Origin of the sequence: Ensifer sp. Root558 (genome assembly GCF_001427045.1) — a bacterium.
Classification (GTDB): Bacteria; Pseudomonadota; Alphaproteobacteria; order Rhizobiales; family Rhizobiaceae; genus Ensifer; species Ensifer adhaerens.
In genome coordinates this window covers 74,136-90,177 of sequence record NZ_LMGC01000004.1, presented here as the reverse complement: position 1 = coordinate 90,177, position 16,042 = coordinate 74,136, and the positions used below count along the sequence as shown (strand labels likewise).

General features: G+C 62.5%; 13 protein-coding genes. 7 read left to right on the top strand and 6 right to left on the bottom strand.

What is annotated here, in order from left to right:
- Positions 1–127 precede the first annotated feature (127 nt).
- Positions 128–1,066: a LysR family transcriptional regulator gene (locus ASD63_RS08160; RefSeq protein ID WP_060519278.1), complete on the top strand. Its 939-nt coding sequence runs from the start codon at positions 128–130 to the stop codon at positions 1,064–1,066.
- Between the two features lie 57 nt (positions 1,067–1,123).
- Here ASD63_RS08160 and ASD63_RS08155 read toward each other — a convergent pair whose 3' ends face one another.
- Genes ASD63_RS08155 through ASD63_RS08150 form a run of 3 tightly spaced genes read right to left on the bottom strand, consistent with a single transcriptional unit; the run spans position 1,124 to position 3,595 of the window.
- Positions 1,124–2,956 (bottom strand): carbamoyltransferase, encoded by a 1,833-nt coding sequence (locus tag ASD63_RS08155; protein ID WP_060528964.1) that lies wholly within the window; start codon positions 2,954–2,956, stop codon positions 1,124–1,126.
- An 11-nt stretch (positions 2,957–2,967) separates the two neighbouring features.
- A complete protein-coding gene (locus tag ASD63_RS35615; RefSeq protein WP_089043047.1) occupies positions 2,968–3,117 on the bottom strand; it encodes a DUF5989 family protein in 150 nt (49 codons plus the stop codon).
- A 46-nt stretch (positions 3,118–3,163) separates the two neighbouring features.
- Positions 3,164–3,595: an SxtJ family membrane protein gene (locus ASD63_RS08150; RefSeq protein ID WP_034789693.1), complete on the bottom strand. Its 432-nt coding sequence runs from the start codon at positions 3,593–3,595 to the stop codon at positions 3,164–3,166.
- A 477-nt stretch (positions 3,596–4,072) separates the two neighbouring features.
- Between ASD63_RS08150 and ASD63_RS08145 the strand changes: the two genes are divergently transcribed.
- The 5 genes from ASD63_RS08145 (at position 4,073) to ASD63_RS08125 (ending at position 9,743) form a co-directional block, all read left to right on the top strand.
- Positions 4,073–5,881, top strand: coding sequence for a sensor histidine kinase (locus ASD63_RS08145; protein ID WP_082572808.1), 1,809 nt, complete (start codon positions 4,073–4,075; stop codon positions 5,879–5,881).
- Complete coding sequence (locus ASD63_RS08140; protein ID WP_060528963.1) at positions 5,842–6,525, top strand: response regulator transcription factor; 684 nt, start codon at positions 5,842–5,844, stop codon at positions 6,523–6,525. Before ASD63_RS08145 ends, ASD63_RS08140 begins: the two co-directional genes overlap by 40 nt.
- A gap of 382 nt (positions 6,526–6,907) precedes the next feature.
- Positions 6,908–7,321, top strand: a complete 414-nt coding sequence (locus tag ASD63_RS08135) for a hypothetical protein (protein ID WP_060519282.1) — start codon at positions 6,908–6,910, stop codon at positions 7,319–7,321.
- Between the two features lie 66 nt (positions 7,322–7,387).
- Positions 7,388–8,635, top strand: coding sequence for an SGNH/GDSL hydrolase family protein (locus ASD63_RS08130; protein WP_060528962.1), 1,248 nt, complete (start codon positions 7,388–7,390; stop codon positions 8,633–8,635).
- 25 nt (positions 8,636–8,660) lie between these two features.
- Positions 8,661–9,743: an SGNH/GDSL hydrolase family protein gene (locus tag ASD63_RS08125; protein ID WP_082572807.1), complete on the top strand. Its 1,083-nt coding sequence runs from the start codon at positions 8,661–8,663 to the stop codon at positions 9,741–9,743.
- Positions 9,744–9,789: 46 nt separating this feature from the next.
- Here ASD63_RS08125 and ASD63_RS08120 read toward each other — a convergent pair whose 3' ends face one another.
- From ASD63_RS08120 to ASD63_RS08110, 3 genes are all read right to left on the bottom strand, one after another.
- Positions 9,790–12,777, bottom strand: coding sequence for an autotransporter domain-containing protein (locus ASD63_RS08120; protein WP_060528961.1), 2,988 nt, complete (start codon positions 12,775–12,777; stop codon positions 9,790–9,792).
- Between the two features lie 186 nt (positions 12,778–12,963).
- Positions 12,964–14,358, bottom strand: a complete 1,395-nt coding sequence (locus tag ASD63_RS08115; protein ID WP_034789670.1) for an FAD-dependent oxidoreductase — start codon at positions 14,356–14,358, stop codon at positions 12,964–12,966.
- A 14-nt stretch (positions 14,359–14,372) separates the two neighbouring features.
- Positions 14,373–14,750 carry a cupin domain-containing protein gene (locus ASD63_RS08110; protein ID WP_051659170.1) on the bottom strand — a complete coding sequence of 126 codons (378 nt, stop codon included), beginning with the start codon at positions 14,748–14,750 and terminating at the stop codon, positions 14,373–14,375.
- Between the two features lie 385 nt (positions 14,751–15,135).
- Between ASD63_RS08110 and ASD63_RS08105 the strand changes: the two genes are divergently transcribed.
- Positions 15,136–16,020, top strand: a complete 885-nt coding sequence (locus tag ASD63_RS08105) for a LuxR C-terminal-related transcriptional regulator (RefSeq protein WP_051659169.1) — start codon at positions 15,136–15,138, stop codon at positions 16,018–16,020.
- Positions 16,021–16,042: the final 22 nt, after the last annotated feature.

The following is a 16,042-nucleotide window of genomic DNA, read 5'->3' as shown; positions in this document are numbered from 1 at the left end:
ACGCTCGGCCGGCGCTACCAGTGCCGGCCGATTTGCCGTTCAGGGCCATGGTGCACTAGCTTAGTGCCTGAAAATTCATAATAATTGCGCTTCACTTTGGAGCTTATCAAGCTAAGGACGCGATGGAATGGCGTTGGACTCGTTGGATGTGCGGCTGCTGCGGATCTTCGTGACGATCGTGGAGGCGGGTGGTTTTGCGGCTGCACAGGGCGAGCTCAACCTGTCGCTCTCGACGATCTCCAACCATATCTCGGCGCTGGAAAGTCGCCTGGGTCTGATCCTTTGCCAGCGGGGCCGGTCCGGTTTCCGTCTTACCGAGGAGGGGCGTGCAGTCTACGAGGAGGCCAAGCGCCTGTTCGGCACGATCGACCAGTTCGATATCCGCATGAAGGGGCTGCAACACCGGCTGAACGGCACGCTTTCCGTTGGTCTGATCGACAACACCCTGTCCGACCCGGCCTCCCGTCTGACCCGCGTCTTTGCGCGGATGACGGATGAAGCGCCCGAGGTGGCGCTTTCGATCGTCACCCGACCGCCGCATGAACTGTTGCGCGACGTGATAACGGGCGAGCTCCACATCGCGATCGCGAGCTTCCCGCGCACGACGCTGGGGCTCGAATATGTCGATCTTTACGAGGAGACGCAGCGCTTCTATTGCGGGGCCGAGCACCCGCTGTTTTCCCGCGATGACAGCACGATCGAAATCGACGACATCCGGTCCTACAATCTGATCGGTCGCTCCTACTGGAATGCGCGCGACCTCAAGATCTTCTCGATCGCCAATCCGCGCGCGACGGTCAGCGACATGGAAGCGGAGGCGCGGCTGATCCTTTCCGGGCGCTATCTCGGCTATCTGCCCGATCACTTCGCCAGCCGTTATGTCAGCGAAGGGTTGCTGCGGCCGATCCGCCCGGACCTCTTCAGCTACAGGGCGCCTTTCCAGGCAGCCTTCGACAAGTCGCGGGCGAAATCGGGGCTGGTGCCGTTTTTCGTCAAGCTGCTGACGAGCGAGTTCGGCGTCGCGCCCTCCGGCCGAAGCGCCTCGCGTCTGCGTGCCGGACGTTAGAACGCCGGGTCGCTGCTGCGGCCCGGCGTTCTGAAGGAACAGATTACGTGACCGGTTCTAGTCGAGCTCGAAGTTCTCTTTGTAGTCCTGCTTCAGGTGCTCCGGCTGGTTTTCCTTCTTCAGCATGCAATTGCCGACGACGAGGCGCTCGATCTCCGTTCCCATGAAGCAGCGATAGGCGTCTTCGGGATTGCAGACGATCGGCTCGCCACGCACGTTGAAGCTGGTGTTGACGAGCACCGGGCAGCCGGTGCGCGCCTTGAACCGGGTCAACAGCTCCCAGTAACGCGGGTTGGTCTCGCGGTGCACCGTCTGGATACGGGCGGAGTAATCGACATGGGTCACCGCCGGTATTTCCGAGCGCGGCACGTTGAGCAGATCGATGCCGAACAGATTTTCCTGCGGGTGATTGGCGTGCAGGCGGCGGCTTTCCAGGACGTCGCCGACAAGCAGCATGTAAGGGCTGTCGGTGTCGATATCGAACCAGTCCGACAGGTCTTCACGCCGGATCGACGGAGCGAAGGGACGGAAGCTCTCGCGATACTTGACCTTGAGATTGAGCATCTTCTGCATCGTCGGCGAACGGGCGTCGCCGAGGATCGACCGTCCGCCGAGAGCCCGCGGTCCGAATTCCATCCGCCCCTGCATCCAGCCGACCGCTTTTTCCTCGGTCAGCGCCGAGACGGTGGAGGAGGTGATCTCTTCGTCCGAGAGGACCTCGAAGTTCGCCCCGGCGTTGGCAAGCCGCTGCTCGACTTCGCCTTGCGCGAAGGCCGGTCCCAGATAGCCGCCCGACATGGAATCGCTGTCCTTCACGACACGCGCGCTTCCAAGATATTCGTGCCAGACCGAGAGGGCCGCCCCGAGGGCGCCGCCCGCATCGCCGGCGGCGGGCTGGATCCAGATATCGTCGAAGATCCCGGCTTTCAGCAACTTGCCGTTCGCCACGCAGTTGAGCGCGACGCCACCGGCAAGGCAGAGGTTCTTTTCGCCTGTCTGGCGCCGGGCATAGCGGGCGAGCCGCATGACCGCCTCTTCGGTCACGACCTGCACGGAGGCCGCAAGGTCCATCTCGCGTTGGGTCAGCGGCGATTCCGGCTTGCGGGGTTCGCCTCCGAAGAGGTCGTGAAAGGCCGGCGAGGTCATCTTCAGGCCCGTGCAATAACCGAAATAGTGCTGGTCCAGACGGAAGGAGCCGTCGTCCTTGAGATCGATCAGGTTGTCGAGGATCGTCTGCGCAAAACGCGGCCGCCCGTAGGGCGCAAGCCCCATCACCTTGTACTCGCCCGAATTGACCTTGAAGCCCGTGTAATAGGTAAAGGCCGAATAAAGCAGGCCAAGGGAGTGCGGGAAATGCAGCTCCTTCAGGAAGTCGAGGCGATTGTCATGGCCATGGGCAAGCGATGTGGTGCACCACTCGCCGACGCCGTCCATGGTGAGGACTGCGGCTGAGGCGAAGGGCGAGGGAAAGAAGGCGCTCGCTGCATGGGACTGGTGGTGCTCGGTGAAAAGCAGCGAGCCATCCCATTCCTTCTTGCCGACAAGCTTGCCGAGATCCTTGCGCAGCATCTTCTTCTGGAAGAGCTTTTCCTTGATCCAGACCGGCATCGCCACGCGAAACGAACTGAAGCCGTGCGGCACTGTCGCAAGATAGGTCTCGACAAGCCGCTCGAACTTCAGGAACGGCTTTTCGTAGAAGACGACATGGTCGATGTCGTTCATGGTGCAGCCTGCTTCCGACAAGCAGTACTCTATTGCCCGCGCCGGAAAATCGGGGTCGTGTTTCCGGCGCGTAAAGCGCTCTTCCTGTGCAGCGGCTACGATGCGCCCGTCTTCGACGAGCGCGGCCGCGCTATCGTGGTAAAAGGCCGAGATACCGAGGATACGCACGATGGTGCCGCCTAGAACAGCGTATAGATGAAGGGGGCGACGGCCGTTCCCTGCGTCAGTACCACCAGGGTTCCGAAGATGGTCGTCATGACCAGGATCGGCAGCAACCAGTATTTCTTCCGGTTGCCCATGTAAGACAGGAGTTCCCTAGCAAGGTCCATTTTCGTGTCCTCTGTCCGATACAATAAGGGATAGGTTCTTCAAAATTCAGAACTGGTTTTTCATCGTTGCCTGGGCTGCTTCGCCCTGTGGCTTGTCGATCCAGTAGGTCTTGGCGTTCTTGTCGAACTGTTCGGTCAGCGCGTCATTGCCACGAAGCCTGAGATAAATGCCGATCGGCACGAAGGTCGTGACGTAGATCAGGAACATCACGACCGGGTTGACGATCTTGAACAGCACAAGGCCGAGCCGCATCCAGAGATGGTTGGCGCGTGTCAGGGTCGAAGGCGCGATCAGGGCCAGCACGACCAGAACCACGCCGATCAGGGCGAGCACAGCCGTTACGGTCGTAATCTCGGAAGCCCGCCACCATTTCACGAGCGCGATCAGGGTAAGGATGCCACCGACGGTGTAGCCGAAACTTCTGTTCGACGGTCCTTCCGGGGGCTTCTCGTTCAGTGGTCCGTGAGAAATGCTCATTGCTATCCACCTCAAAGCGGTTAGCTAAAAAACGCACAATTTTCATTGTGCCGACGAATGAAAAACTCTTTAGTCATTTATATTGGGAGAATATGAGCGGCAAATACTGGGGTAGGTCAATATGCCAATGGATATAGAGGATCATATCCGGCTTACGATTCTTGGCGCGATCTTCTGATACTCGGGTTGATGCCCGCCGGTCGGCCCTGTTCCAGGGCTTGCCTGCAGCAGTGCAAGGTTCGTGTGGTCCGGGCGCGCGTGCGTAACCTTGGCTATACTGGTGGCGAATGCATTTGAGCGCTGGAAGAGACGAGCGTATGCTGGCGACACTTGAATATGCTGATTGCAGCGGCAGGGCCGTGCCGTCCTCGTCGTCGAAGATGCGGTCGGCGACGGTCGGTGGCCGCGATTTGATTTATTCTCGCTCGTCACGCGCAGGGTTGTTTTCAAAGGGGCGGCGCAGAGCGGAGACTTGGCATGAAGCTAGAGCCGTCAAACCGTTTCAGCACCCGCCGCGTGAGCCCGGCGGCGGCCGCTCCGCCACACGGTGCCGGCGCGCCGATGGATCTGGACCAGGCGTCCGGCCGCAAGGTCTGGACGAACACCTTCCGAGCTCGTTCCGACAAGGTGATCGCCGTCGGGCGCATTCTGCTGGCGCTCGGCAGCGTCTGGATCGCCTGGCTCGATTCCGTTCACGTGCCGCTGCCGCCAGAGCCCATCTACTTCCTGCTGATCGGCTATCTCTTCTATGCCATCGCGGCCGCCTTCCTCGTCTGGCGCACGGAGATTTCGCGCGTGCGCGGCACGCTGGTGCGTCACATCATCGATGTCGCGGCGTTTGCGATCTTCATGTCGATGACCGACGGCCCGGCAAGCCCGTTCTTCATGCTGATGCCGTTCACTTTGCTGTCCGCGACGCTGCACTGGCGCTGGCGCGGGGCGCTCTACACCGGTCTCGTCTGCCTGGCGGCCCTGCTCTACCTCGGTTACTTCGATGCCGGCGATATGCTCGATCCGGATGCCGATACGACGACGAACGCCTCGCGGATCCTCTTCATCTTCGTTGCGGCTGCGCTGCTCGTCTGGCTGGGCGCACACCAGGAGGCGGTCCGGGCCGAGCTTCTTCGGCTGGTGCAGCGAACACCGAGCCAGCCGCGGGGACGCGAGTGGCCGGCGCGCGCGGCCCTCGATTATGCCGCCCATGTCATGCTGGTTCCGCGGGCCCTCTTGTTGTGGACCGATGCGGAGGAGCCCTGGACCTATGCGGCCCTGTGGAACGAAGGCGAACTCGAGGTCATGCAGATGCCGCCCGATGCCTTCGGTACCTGGACGGACGAAAAATTGCTGCGCAGCAGCCTGCTTGTCACCGAGGCCGCGCGTGGTCGCGTTCTCGTGCATGTCGGCGAGGGGCGGTTTCATCAATGGTCGGATCCCGATCCCCCGATCTCGCCAGCGCTTGTGGAAGCTTTCAACATCAACGCCGCGGTCTCGACCTTCTTCCAGGTCGACGATCTGCAGGCGCGCCTCTTCGTTCTGGAGCCGCCTGCGCTCACGCTCGATGACGTGGCGATCGCGGAGATCATCGCCGACAGGATCAAGGCGCTGTTCGAACAGGCGATCCTGGTCAGGCGCCTGAGCGACGAGGCGGCCGTCGACGAGCGCATCCGCATCGGCCGCGACCTGCACGACGGGGTGCTTCAGGCGCTTGCGGGCACAGCACTGCAGCTTCAGTCGCTGCGCAAGCTCAAGGATGCGGGGCCGGATGTGCTTGCCGAACGCCTCGAGGCCATCCAGGCGATGCTGCTCGAAGAACAGCGGGAGCTTCGCGGCTTCATCCGCGCGCTCGAGCCGGGTGGCAATCTCCAGGCTACCGGCGAGATGCAGCTCGAGCGTCAACTGGAAGCGGTGGCCGCACGGCTGCGGCAGCAATGGCAAATCGACGTCTCGATCGCCTTCGACCCGCCGTCCGGCATCGACCTGCCGCTGGCGCTGACCTACGAGCTTGCGCGCATGACGTCCGAAGCGACCGCCAACGCGGTCAGGCACGGCGGCGCGCAGAAGGTCAGGATCACGCTCAGCATCGACAACGGATCGATCGTGCTGACGATCGACGACGACGGGGTCGGCTTCGGTTATGGTGAGCGCCTTGACCATGCCGAGCTTGAACGAGAAAAAATCGGACCGCGGAGCCTGCGCGAACGGGCGGCAGCGCGTGGCGGAAAGCTTGCGATCGAAAGGATAGCGGAATGGACTCGAGTGGTCGTCATGCTGCCAATGCCGCAATAGCGTTGCGCGCGGTCGTCGTCGACGATCATCTGATCGTGCTCGACGGGCTGCGCCGGCTGATCGAGACCGTGCCCGGCTGGGAGGTGGTGGCGACCTGCGAGCGTGCGACCGATGCGCTGCAGGTTCTGTCCGAGCGGGGCGCCGATATCGTCGTCGCAGATCTTCGCATGCCGCATATGGACGGGCTCGAATTCATACGCCAGGTGCGCAGCGCCCACCGACAGCAGATCGCGATCGTCATCCTGACGGCTGATATCGGTGACGACCAGGTTGCCGAAGCGATCCGGCTCGGAGTGAACGGCATCGTCCTCAAGGAACAGGCCCCGGACACCCTGCTCGACTGCATGAATGTCGTGGCCAGCGGCAAGACCTATTTCCAGGATCAGGCGCTGAAGTCCGCGATCGAGCGGATACGCGCGCAGGAGGCCGTTGAGACCCGGGGCGTCGACCTCCTGACACAGCGCGAGATCGAGGTCTCGCGGCTGGCGGCCTCGGGGATCCGCAGCAAGGAGATCGGTGCCCGGCTCGGCATATCGCCGGGCACGGTCAAGCTGCATCTCCACAGCATCTACAGCAAGCTCGGAATCTCGACGCGCGTCGAGCTGGCCAATCTGGCGAACCGGCTCCCGAAGAGCCCACTATGACGGCGTCGCCCGCGCTTGCAGGCCCCCTGCTTCTGGCCTGAGCCTCCCCTTTCGAAAACATCCAGCCCGCGACGAGACGCCGCGACCGGCGCTTTCTGCCGCAAGCGAACTGTAAGAAACAGGGCCGGAGTATATCCATCTGGATATATTCAGAACGAAAATCCTAGGATAGAGTTCGGAATTGTAAGGCGTCTCCGGCAGAGAAGTGAAACCTCCGAAGCTCATGTCGCTATATAACGAATAAGTTCATGTTTTCGTATTCTGAAGATATTGACGGTGTTCTTCTCTGTTCCGGAGAGCCACTATGCATGTTCAAAGTGTTATTGAAATAGCTGAAACAGACGGTCGGCTTCCGGTCGAGATAATCATTAAGGGTTATCGTTTGAGCCAGAAGCGGCTTACCGTCTTCGTTTTAAACGAGGTGACGCCGGCCGCGGTCAACCGGATCCTGGATCCCGTGGTGCCGACGTTGCCTCTTTTCATTCCTGGCGTGCTTTACGTCAAGATTTCGGATGATGCCCGCGTGCGGGAAGCGGTCGAGACGGCGGATGTCGTCTATGCCGCGACCAGCCTGTTTCGCGATCAGTTGACCGGCTACGGGACCTTGCCCGGGCTGCTTCGACCGATCGAGCTCCTGCGGCCGGATTCCTCCAAGCGCATCCGGCTCGCAGATACTGGCGAACACGCAGGCTCCGACGAACCGAAGCGTCCCTCCGTCGCAAAGACATCGAGGCGCACGACCACCTATCTCGCCAGCCTGGCACGGTCCTATTGGCGCGAGGCCGGAAGCGCCTGAACCGGGCGATGCGGCAATCATCCGAAATGCTTCAACACAGATCGCACAATCAAGGTGTCAGCTGACATGCCCCGAAAAGCCGAACGTCAGGATGCGCTCAACAACAACAATCCGACGGCGACGCCTGCGGATTTCATCGATCAGAACAAGCCTCAATCGAGCGGAATCCTGCAGCGCATGCGCCGTTCGCGCAATTTCGGCGGTGTCATGGATGGGCTGATCATTCTCGTTTCGGGACTTGTCGCCATTCTGCTGTGCGAACTGCTGCTGCGTCTGGTGCCGAGCCTGCAGCTTCCGGTCGGCGAGGGCGAATATGTCTATTGCGGCGTGCCGCGGGGGCGGCATCAGTCGCACGCGCTCTACGGCTATACGGAAATACCGGGCAACAGCTACTTCGAGCGCTTCAGCCCGCTCGATCCTTGGAACCGCGTCCAGATCAACCGCGACGGTTTCCGCGACAATGCGACGGGCACGGGTTCGCCGGTGTTCGTCCTCGGCGATTCCATGGTGCGCGGCTCGCTCGTCAAGGAAAGCGAAACCTTCAGCTCGCTCCTGAACGCATGGCACCCGCAACTGCTGCTCAAGAACTACGGCACCGGCGGCTACGGCCAGCCGAACGAGATCCGGGTCTATGAGGACAAGGGCCACAGCATCCCTCATAACCTCGTCGTCGTCGGGCTCTCGCTGAGCACCGACCTTGAGGACAATGCCGAGCGTGCGGTTCTGACGCCCTCGTCCGTCGATATCACGGTCGAGCCGGCCGGTAGCGGAACCAAGAAGCCCAGCCTCGCTTTGCAGGCACATCTGTACCTGTGGCAGAACAGCAAGCTCTACAACTGGTTCTACTCGACCCTGCTCAGACCCTATGTCGGCGACCGGGCGTCCCGGCGTGACATCGGCCATGCGATCGAGCTGACGCGGCGCCTGTTCGTCCGGCTTGCCGACGATGCCCGCGCCAACGGCGCCGAGCTGCTCGTCGTCATCCTCCCGGGCTGGGCGGAACTGGTTGGTCGCGACGACGGCCTGCAGCCGGAAAAGCAGCGCGAAATGATCAAGGCGCTCGCCGCTGCGACGCCCGGAGTGTACGTGGTCGATCCGACCGAAAAGCTCTCCGCCAACGATCCGATGAAAACCTATGGCATCGGCGACAAGCACCTTTCTCCGCTCGGACATTTTCTTGTGGCCGAGGCGATCGACCAGTGGCTGGTCAATGATTGGAGCGGCGGCAAGGGCCTGACGGTCGGCGAGCATCAGTTCGTAAAAACCGCTCCGGTGGAGCCAGATTGCCTGACGTTTTCTCAGGTCGGACAGTAATCGGCGGACCTGAAAGGAAGATCCGATGAATTCCAATGCAACACGTGTCGTTCAAATGGAACAAAACAGCGTCCGGAAATCCTCCATTCTCAAGCGAGCCCTGCTTGCGGTTCTCGCGACGGCTTTCAGCCTCGCCCTCTGCGGCCTCATGATTGAAGGCATGGCGCGCACCGTCTTCGACAACGGCATGGATTTCGACCTCGAGATGTGGAAATACGCCCGCGACCTGAAACGGGTCAGCGCCGAGCCGGCGATCGGCCACGAGCATATTCCCAATTCGAGCGGCGTCTTCATGGGTGTGCCGGTCAGCATCAACTCGATCGGCCTGCGCAACCGCGAAATCGGCCCGGTTGCCGCCGGGACGACGCGGGTGATGATGCTCGGGGATTCGCTGACCTTCGGCTGGGGCGTCAAAGAGGAAGATACGCCCTCCAGGCTGCTGGAAACGGTCCTCAACGGCGGCAGCCAGGGGGCGCCGAAATACGAGGTGATCAACACCGGTGTCGGCAACTACAACACCCAGATGGAAGTCGCCTATTTCATGACCAAGGGCGTCGAGCTCAAGCCGGACGTGGTCGTCCTCAACTATTTCATCAACGATGCCGAGCCGACGCCGCGCCGTCACGAGGTCGGCTGGGGCGAGTATTCGCAGGCCTATGTCGTGCTTGCCTCGGCGGTCGATAAAATCTCGCGCATCTTCCTCGGCCGGGCGGACTGGAAGGCCTATTACCGGGGCCTCTATGAAGACGACCAGCCCGGCTGGACGGAAGGGCAGGATGCCATGCGGCGGCTGATCAGCTTCTGCCGCGAACGTGGCATCAAGCTCGTGCTCGTCAACTATCCCGAACTGCATGAAGTCAAGCAGTATCCGTTCCCGGAAGTCACCGGCGCGGTCGAGAAGATCGCCGAAAGCGAGGGGGTTCCCTTCCTCGATCTTCGCCCCTCGGTCGAGGATCTCGTTCCCGAAACGCTGTGGGTATCGCCATCGGATGCGCACCCGAACCGGATCGCCAACGAGCGCTTCGCCGCCGCGATCGCCGGAACGCTGGAACGCTCCTATCCGGACCTCTTCGCCGGAGCCGGATCGGTCGCCAAGGTCCAGCCGTGAGGCTAGCGCGACCGGCTGCTGCACGTCCTGGTTGGAGACATGCGCGTCAGAAATCGACGATCAGGTTTGCGCGGCCGGCACTCGACCGCGCGCCGTCGCCGAATTCGCCGAGATAGGTGATTGCCAGCCGCGCGGATTTGGAGAGCCGGGCGGAAATGCCCGCTTCCACCACCAGCGCATCGCGCGCGATGGGAACGCCTGCGATGGTGAAGGGGCTGGCACCGGCAAAGGCAAGGCGCGCGGACGGCGAAAGGTCGCCTTCCGCATGGCGCCAGCCGAGCATGCCGGAGGCTGAGATCGGCATTTGGTCTACCGGCAGATTCGCCCACCAGCGCACGCCGATGGTCGTAAGCATGGCGTCGTCAGTGGCACCTTCTGCCGAGAGCGCCGCCGAACCACCGTTTTCCTTGAACGCATCGGTATCGAGATAGACATAGGCCAGGTTTGCGAACGGCTGAAGCCTGATATCGTCTGCGCTGAGCGTGAAGGAAAGGTCGGCGAACACCTGGGCAACAGTGCTATCGTAGTCGGCGGTTAGGCGGTCTGTGAACGAGCCGAAGGCGAGGTCACGCTCCGACGAAACCTCGTTGTGGCTATAGATCGCGCCGCCTGCAAGGTTCAGCGCCCCGATGTTCCCATATCCGTAGAGGCCCGCATGGTAAGCATCGACACGCGCCTGCGGCTGAACGGTGAGATGGCTGTAGCCGAGGATCCCGCCGAGGCGCCAATCGTCGGAAACCGCCGCATCAGCGCCGACGAGGATACCCGCCGTGCGGTTATCGATAGCGGCTGCGTTGCCGTCACCGGACAAATGGCCCGCGCCTGCAAAACCCGACGTCCAGAAGAAGACGGCGTCCTCGGTTTCCTGAAGGGTCGAGACGGCCGAGCCCGCGCGCTCCAGAATGGCGTCCCGCGGAAAACGGCTGTCCCACATCAGCGCGCTCTTGACTGAGGCGTGTACCTCGCCGCTCAGCTGGGAAAAGGCGCTTGCGGCCGTTGCATCATCCAGCGAGAGCACGGCCAGCGTGAGCGGGCTCGTGACGCCCAGCGCTTCGACAGCGCTTGCTGCTGCGCGCCCATTGGCGGTTTCTGCGAGGTCCGCGAACGCAACGTCGTTCCGGTCGAGCCTCAGATCGATGCCGGTGGCGCCATAGGTCAGCGTCGGCGACAGGAACGCAAGATTGCTTGTCACCGCATCGAACCGGCCGCTGACAGTGCCGGCGGAAGCGATCGTGTAGCTCGTCGACGGGTCATAGACGCCGCTGCCGGCGAGGACCGCTAGCCTGCCGCCCTCAAGCGAAAGCGCGCCCGAAACGGCCAGGCGGTCGGATTGCCCCGCCGCATCCACATCCACCTGATAGATCGAGCCCGAACGGAACGTCAGGTCGCCGTTGACGGTGGCAACCGCGATGCCCGGGCCGGGAGAGACCACGCCGCCGGCATTGACCGTCAGGCTGCCGACGATGCCGCTGCCGGACAAGAGACCGCCGTCGAAGATTTCGACCGTCCCGGCGACCGTACCCTGGTTGACGAGAGCGCCGCCCGTGATGTTCGCCGCGCCGCTGATCGTGCCGGTGTTTTGGAAGAGGCCGCCGCTGTTTGCGAGCGAAGCGATGGTTCCGTCGTTCGACCCGGTGCCGGCGTTGGAAACTGCCCCGGCAGTCGCGCCGCTGTTATTGGTGAAAGTGCCGTTGGCACCGATCTCGACGTCGGCGAGCGCCGCATTGTTGACGACGCTGCCGCCGGCGACGGTTGTCTTTCCGGTCACCGTGCCGTTGCCGTTGTTGGTGAAGGATCCGCCATCGTTGCGCACGGAAGCGATGGTTCCGGCATTGGACAGGGTGCCGGCGTTGGTGACGTTGGCGGCCACGGCGCCGCTGTTGTTGACGAAGGCTGCCGCGGCCGCGACGTCGGCGTCGCTAACGACGAAATTGTTCGTCACGGTGCCGCCTGTAACCGTCGTCTTGCCGGTGACTGTGCCACCGGCATTGTTGGCGAAGTTTCCGGCTGTGTTGGTAAGTCCGGCGATCGTGCCGGCATTCGACGCGGCGCCGCTGTTGGTGACCGCGCCGGCGCTTGCCCCCGACGTGTTCGTGAAGGTGCCGCCCGCGCCGACGGTGACCGTACCGAGGGTCGCGTTGTTGGTGACGGCGCCGCCAGAGACCGTGGTTTCGCCGGTCACTTCGCCGCCGAAATTGTTCGTGAAGCTTCCGGCGTCGTTGCGCACCGATGCGATGGTGCCAGCGTTCGAGACCGTGCCGGCGTTGGTAATCGCGCCCGCAGTTGCGCCATTGTTGTTGACGAAGGCGGCCGCTGCCGCGACATCCGCGTCGGTGACGACGAAGTTGTTGGTGACGGTTCCGCCCGCCACCGTCGTTTTCCCGGTGATCGTGCCGCCGGTATTGTTGGTGAAGTTCCCCTGGGTGTTCGTCAGCGAGCCCATGGTTCCGGCGTTGGAGGCGGTGCCGGCATTCACCGTCGCGCCGGCGACGGCGCCGGTGTTGTTCACGAAAGTGCCCCCAGCCGAGACTTTGACGTCACCAACCTCGCCGTTGTTGGAAAGCGACGTGGCGCTGCCGACGCTGGCGCTGTCCAGCGTTCCGTTCACCGACACGTTGCCGTTGTTCAGCGTCAGCCTTCCGTTGAGGTCCCCATCGATCGACAGGCTGCCGCCGTTCAGCTCGACATTGGAGGTGAGTGCGCCGCCCGCGTTGATGCTGACGCTCCCGGAATTGATCGTGCTACCGTTGGTGACGGTCAGCGCGCCGGTGTTGGAGATGGTGACATTGCCGCCGTCGACGCCAAGCTGGCGGATCGTACGGCCGTCGTTGACCTGCGGAGAGCCGGTGTTGACCTCCGCTGCGTCGCTCGCGCCGGGCAGGGCGGGCGCCCAGTTCGCGCCGTTGCCGAATTCGTTGTCGGCTCCCCCGGTCCAAACGGACTGGGCAAGCGCCGGTGTCGAGACGGCAAGAGAGGCTAGTGCCGTGAAAAGGCCGAGGCGTTTGGAAAGGACCGCGAGCGGTGTTTGTCGCATGGGTGCCGCCGGTGCTACGAACGCTCGCGAATCAGCCAGCGGAATGGGTAGCTTTGGCTATCTAATCATGGTTAACGATTTACTACCACCGTTGCTCCCGGGCCGGATGGGCCACCGCCATCGCCCGGTGGCAGAGCCGAAAGTCTCGGCTCCGCTTGCCCTTTGAAGCCGCCGGGAAACGCATGATCAACTGAGCGGGAAGCCCATGGCCGAGACCATCTTGAGCCACGGCCTGCGCCAGCCACCGGACTTGTCGGCGGTGTCGAGCGCATACATGGTGATCTGGGCGCCGAGCCAGCGGAACGGCTCGGGTGGGATCGTATTCGGAAGGCTGGTGGCGAAATCCAGCCGGCTCTCCGGGGTCTTCGAGCCGTCGAGGATATCGAGCGCTATGCGCGCGCCGAAACGTGAGGCCGAGACGCCGAAGCCAGAATAGCCGCCGGCATAAACGACCTTTTCGTCATGGTAACGCTGGAAGTGTACGGCCATGCGGGTGCTGAGGTCGATCGGCCCGCTCCAGGCATGGCTGAAGCGCAGGCCTTCGAGCTGTGGAAAGGTGTCGAAGAAAGCGGCGGCAAGGGGCTCATAGGTATCGAGTTCCCGGTCGATCGACGGAAACGGATCGCCGGCGAAGGCATAGGCGAGGCGGCCGCCGAAGATGATCCGGTTGTCCTTGGTGAGCCGCATGTAGTTCATCTGGGTGCGAGTGTCGTAAACGCCCTGACGATGGCTCCAGCCGATCGCTGCCATCTGCTCCGCTGACAGGGGCTCTGTCGCCAGCACCCGATCGCGCACGGCGACGACCCTGTTTTTGATCTTCCTGTGGCCGGCGGCAAAGGCGTTGGTGGCGAGCAGCACCTTCGGCGCGGTCACGCTGCCGGAAGCCGCGTGTGCCTTCATCCGGTCGCCGAGGTCTTCAAGGCCTGTCAGTTCGGTGTTTTCGAAGATCCGTACGCCGAGCGTGAGCGCGACCCGTTTCAGTCCGAACGCCAGCAGCGCCGGATGCACCGTGCCGCAGATATGCTTCGACCAGACGCCGGCCTTGTAGCGCGGCGAATTGATTTCGGCGCGGACGGCGCTCTGATCGAGGAAGACCGCCTGGTGGCCGTACTTCAGGTGAAGCTCGTGCTCCTCGTGCAGCGCTTCGATATGGGCGTCGTCGACCGCGACCGTTAGCTCCCCGCCCCACTCGGCATGACAGTCGATCGCATGCTCCTCAAGCGTCTTGAGAAAGCCGTGCATGTTCTCCTGGCCGAGCTTCTCGAGCGCTGCGATGTCTTTCGGGAAAATGCGCACGGCGTTCGACAGCCCGTGCATGACCGAGGTTGAGACGACACCGCCCGGCCGACCCGAGGCGCCGTTGGCGACCGAGCCTTTCTCGATCAGAATGACGTCGATCTCGGGCTGGCGCTGCTTTGCCTGGATGGCGCCCCACAACCCGGTAAAGCCGCCACCCACAACGAGAAGGTCGGCCTTCAGATGACGCGTCAGTCGCTCTCGCGGCTCGGGCGCATCCGGCCGGTCGAGCCAGAAGGGCGTCATCGTCACGTCTGCAAGGGCTTTGTTTCTTACCTGGGTCATGAGGACGGCTCACATCACTTCGCGGCAGGGGCGGTGTAGAGGACGTAGACCTTGCGCATCGTCTCCAGCACTTCGAAACGCACTTCGACGCCGGCTGGAAGCACGTAGCTTTCGCCCGCCGAAAAGGTCTCGACCGAGCCATCCGGGTTGGTGATCGCGACCTTGCCAGAGAGGATGACGCTGTATTCATTGCCATCGGGATAGGAGAGCATTTCCGCATAGGGCGTCGACTGCCACGTGCCGATGACGACGGCCTTATCGGGGCTTTCGAAATGAACGTCGCCGAGCTCGTCCGCAAAGCCCGAAAGGATCGCCTCCGGCGGCACGACGCTGCATTTTTCAAGCGCGTTGAGGCCGACACCATCGCGCCCGAGTTTGATGACCTTCGACATGTTCACTCCAGTTCAGAAAGACGAGCGCCAAGTCGATCGGCCGCGCGCCAGGGTTTCGTTGTTTCATTCTTCTACGGAACGATGGGATGTCCGAGATCAATATGCCGTCTCGACAGTCACGTGCCGCCTTGCCTGCCGCGGATCTACTGTGCGGCTTGCATCATTTTTCTAGGCGTCGGTATCGCTGCTCGGAATACGCCAAAGGGCTAGGTTCGCTCCGAGGCGGGCCATCCGTGCCGCGCCGCAAGGCCTTGCCCCGCCGGATGTCGGCCACCTATGCCGTTGTTTTGGTTCGCCAAAAGATAGTTTTGGAAATCCCGTAGTGAAATTCCGTTACTTGCGACCAACCCAACCTTCGCCTAGTCTGCGCGTGGAGGAGAACAATATGAACGACGATACGATCATCAAAGTCTGCGCGCCGGCGCAGCAGGTGTCCGGTGTAGGCGATCTGGCGCTGTCGCTGATGGAGGGGGTGGGCCGTTCGGATTTCCAGGACCGGCTGACACATTCGCTCAAGCGGCACATTGCGATCGATGCCGGTCTGATGCTCCTCTATCGACGCGACGCCGCGCCGAAGATCCTGTTTAACGACTGGCGCACGGACAGGGGGCTGTCGGATATTCGCGCCTATCTGCAGGGGCCGTACCGGATGGATCCGTTCTACCGGCTGGCGCTCGACAATGGCGACGACGGGCTTTATCGCCTGCGGCAAATCGATCCGTCCTTCGACCGGTCGCAGTACTACCGCGACTACTACCGGCATTCGGGCCTGCACGACGAATTCAACGTCTTCATCGGCATCGATGCCGACACGAAGATCGCAATCTCTCTGGCGCGCCGCCATGCGCACGCGGCCTTCAGCGGCGAAGATCAGGATTTCCTGCAGAATGCGGCGCCGCTCATCAGCATGGCCGTGCTTCGGCATTATCGCGACCTCAGACCCGAAGGCCTGGGCGACGACGGCTCGCCGCTTCAAAGCGCCCTGGCGCAGGCGGTGCGCAATTTTGGCCGCAGCCTGCTGACCGATCGCGAGTGCCAGGTGGCGCAGATGATCCTGCGCGGTTACTCGGTCAAGGGTGCTGCCGAAAAGCTCGGCATCTCGCCGGCGACCGTCAAGCTGCATCGCCGCAACCTCTACGCCAAGCTCGACATCACTTCGCAGACGGCATTGTTCTCGCTGTTTATCGATGCCGTGTCTTCGGCAAGCAATGCCTTCGAGGATCCGCTGGCCACGTATCTTTCGCCGGCTGGCGCGCTGAGGCCGCACTGACCCGGCGCATTTGTCGGGAATT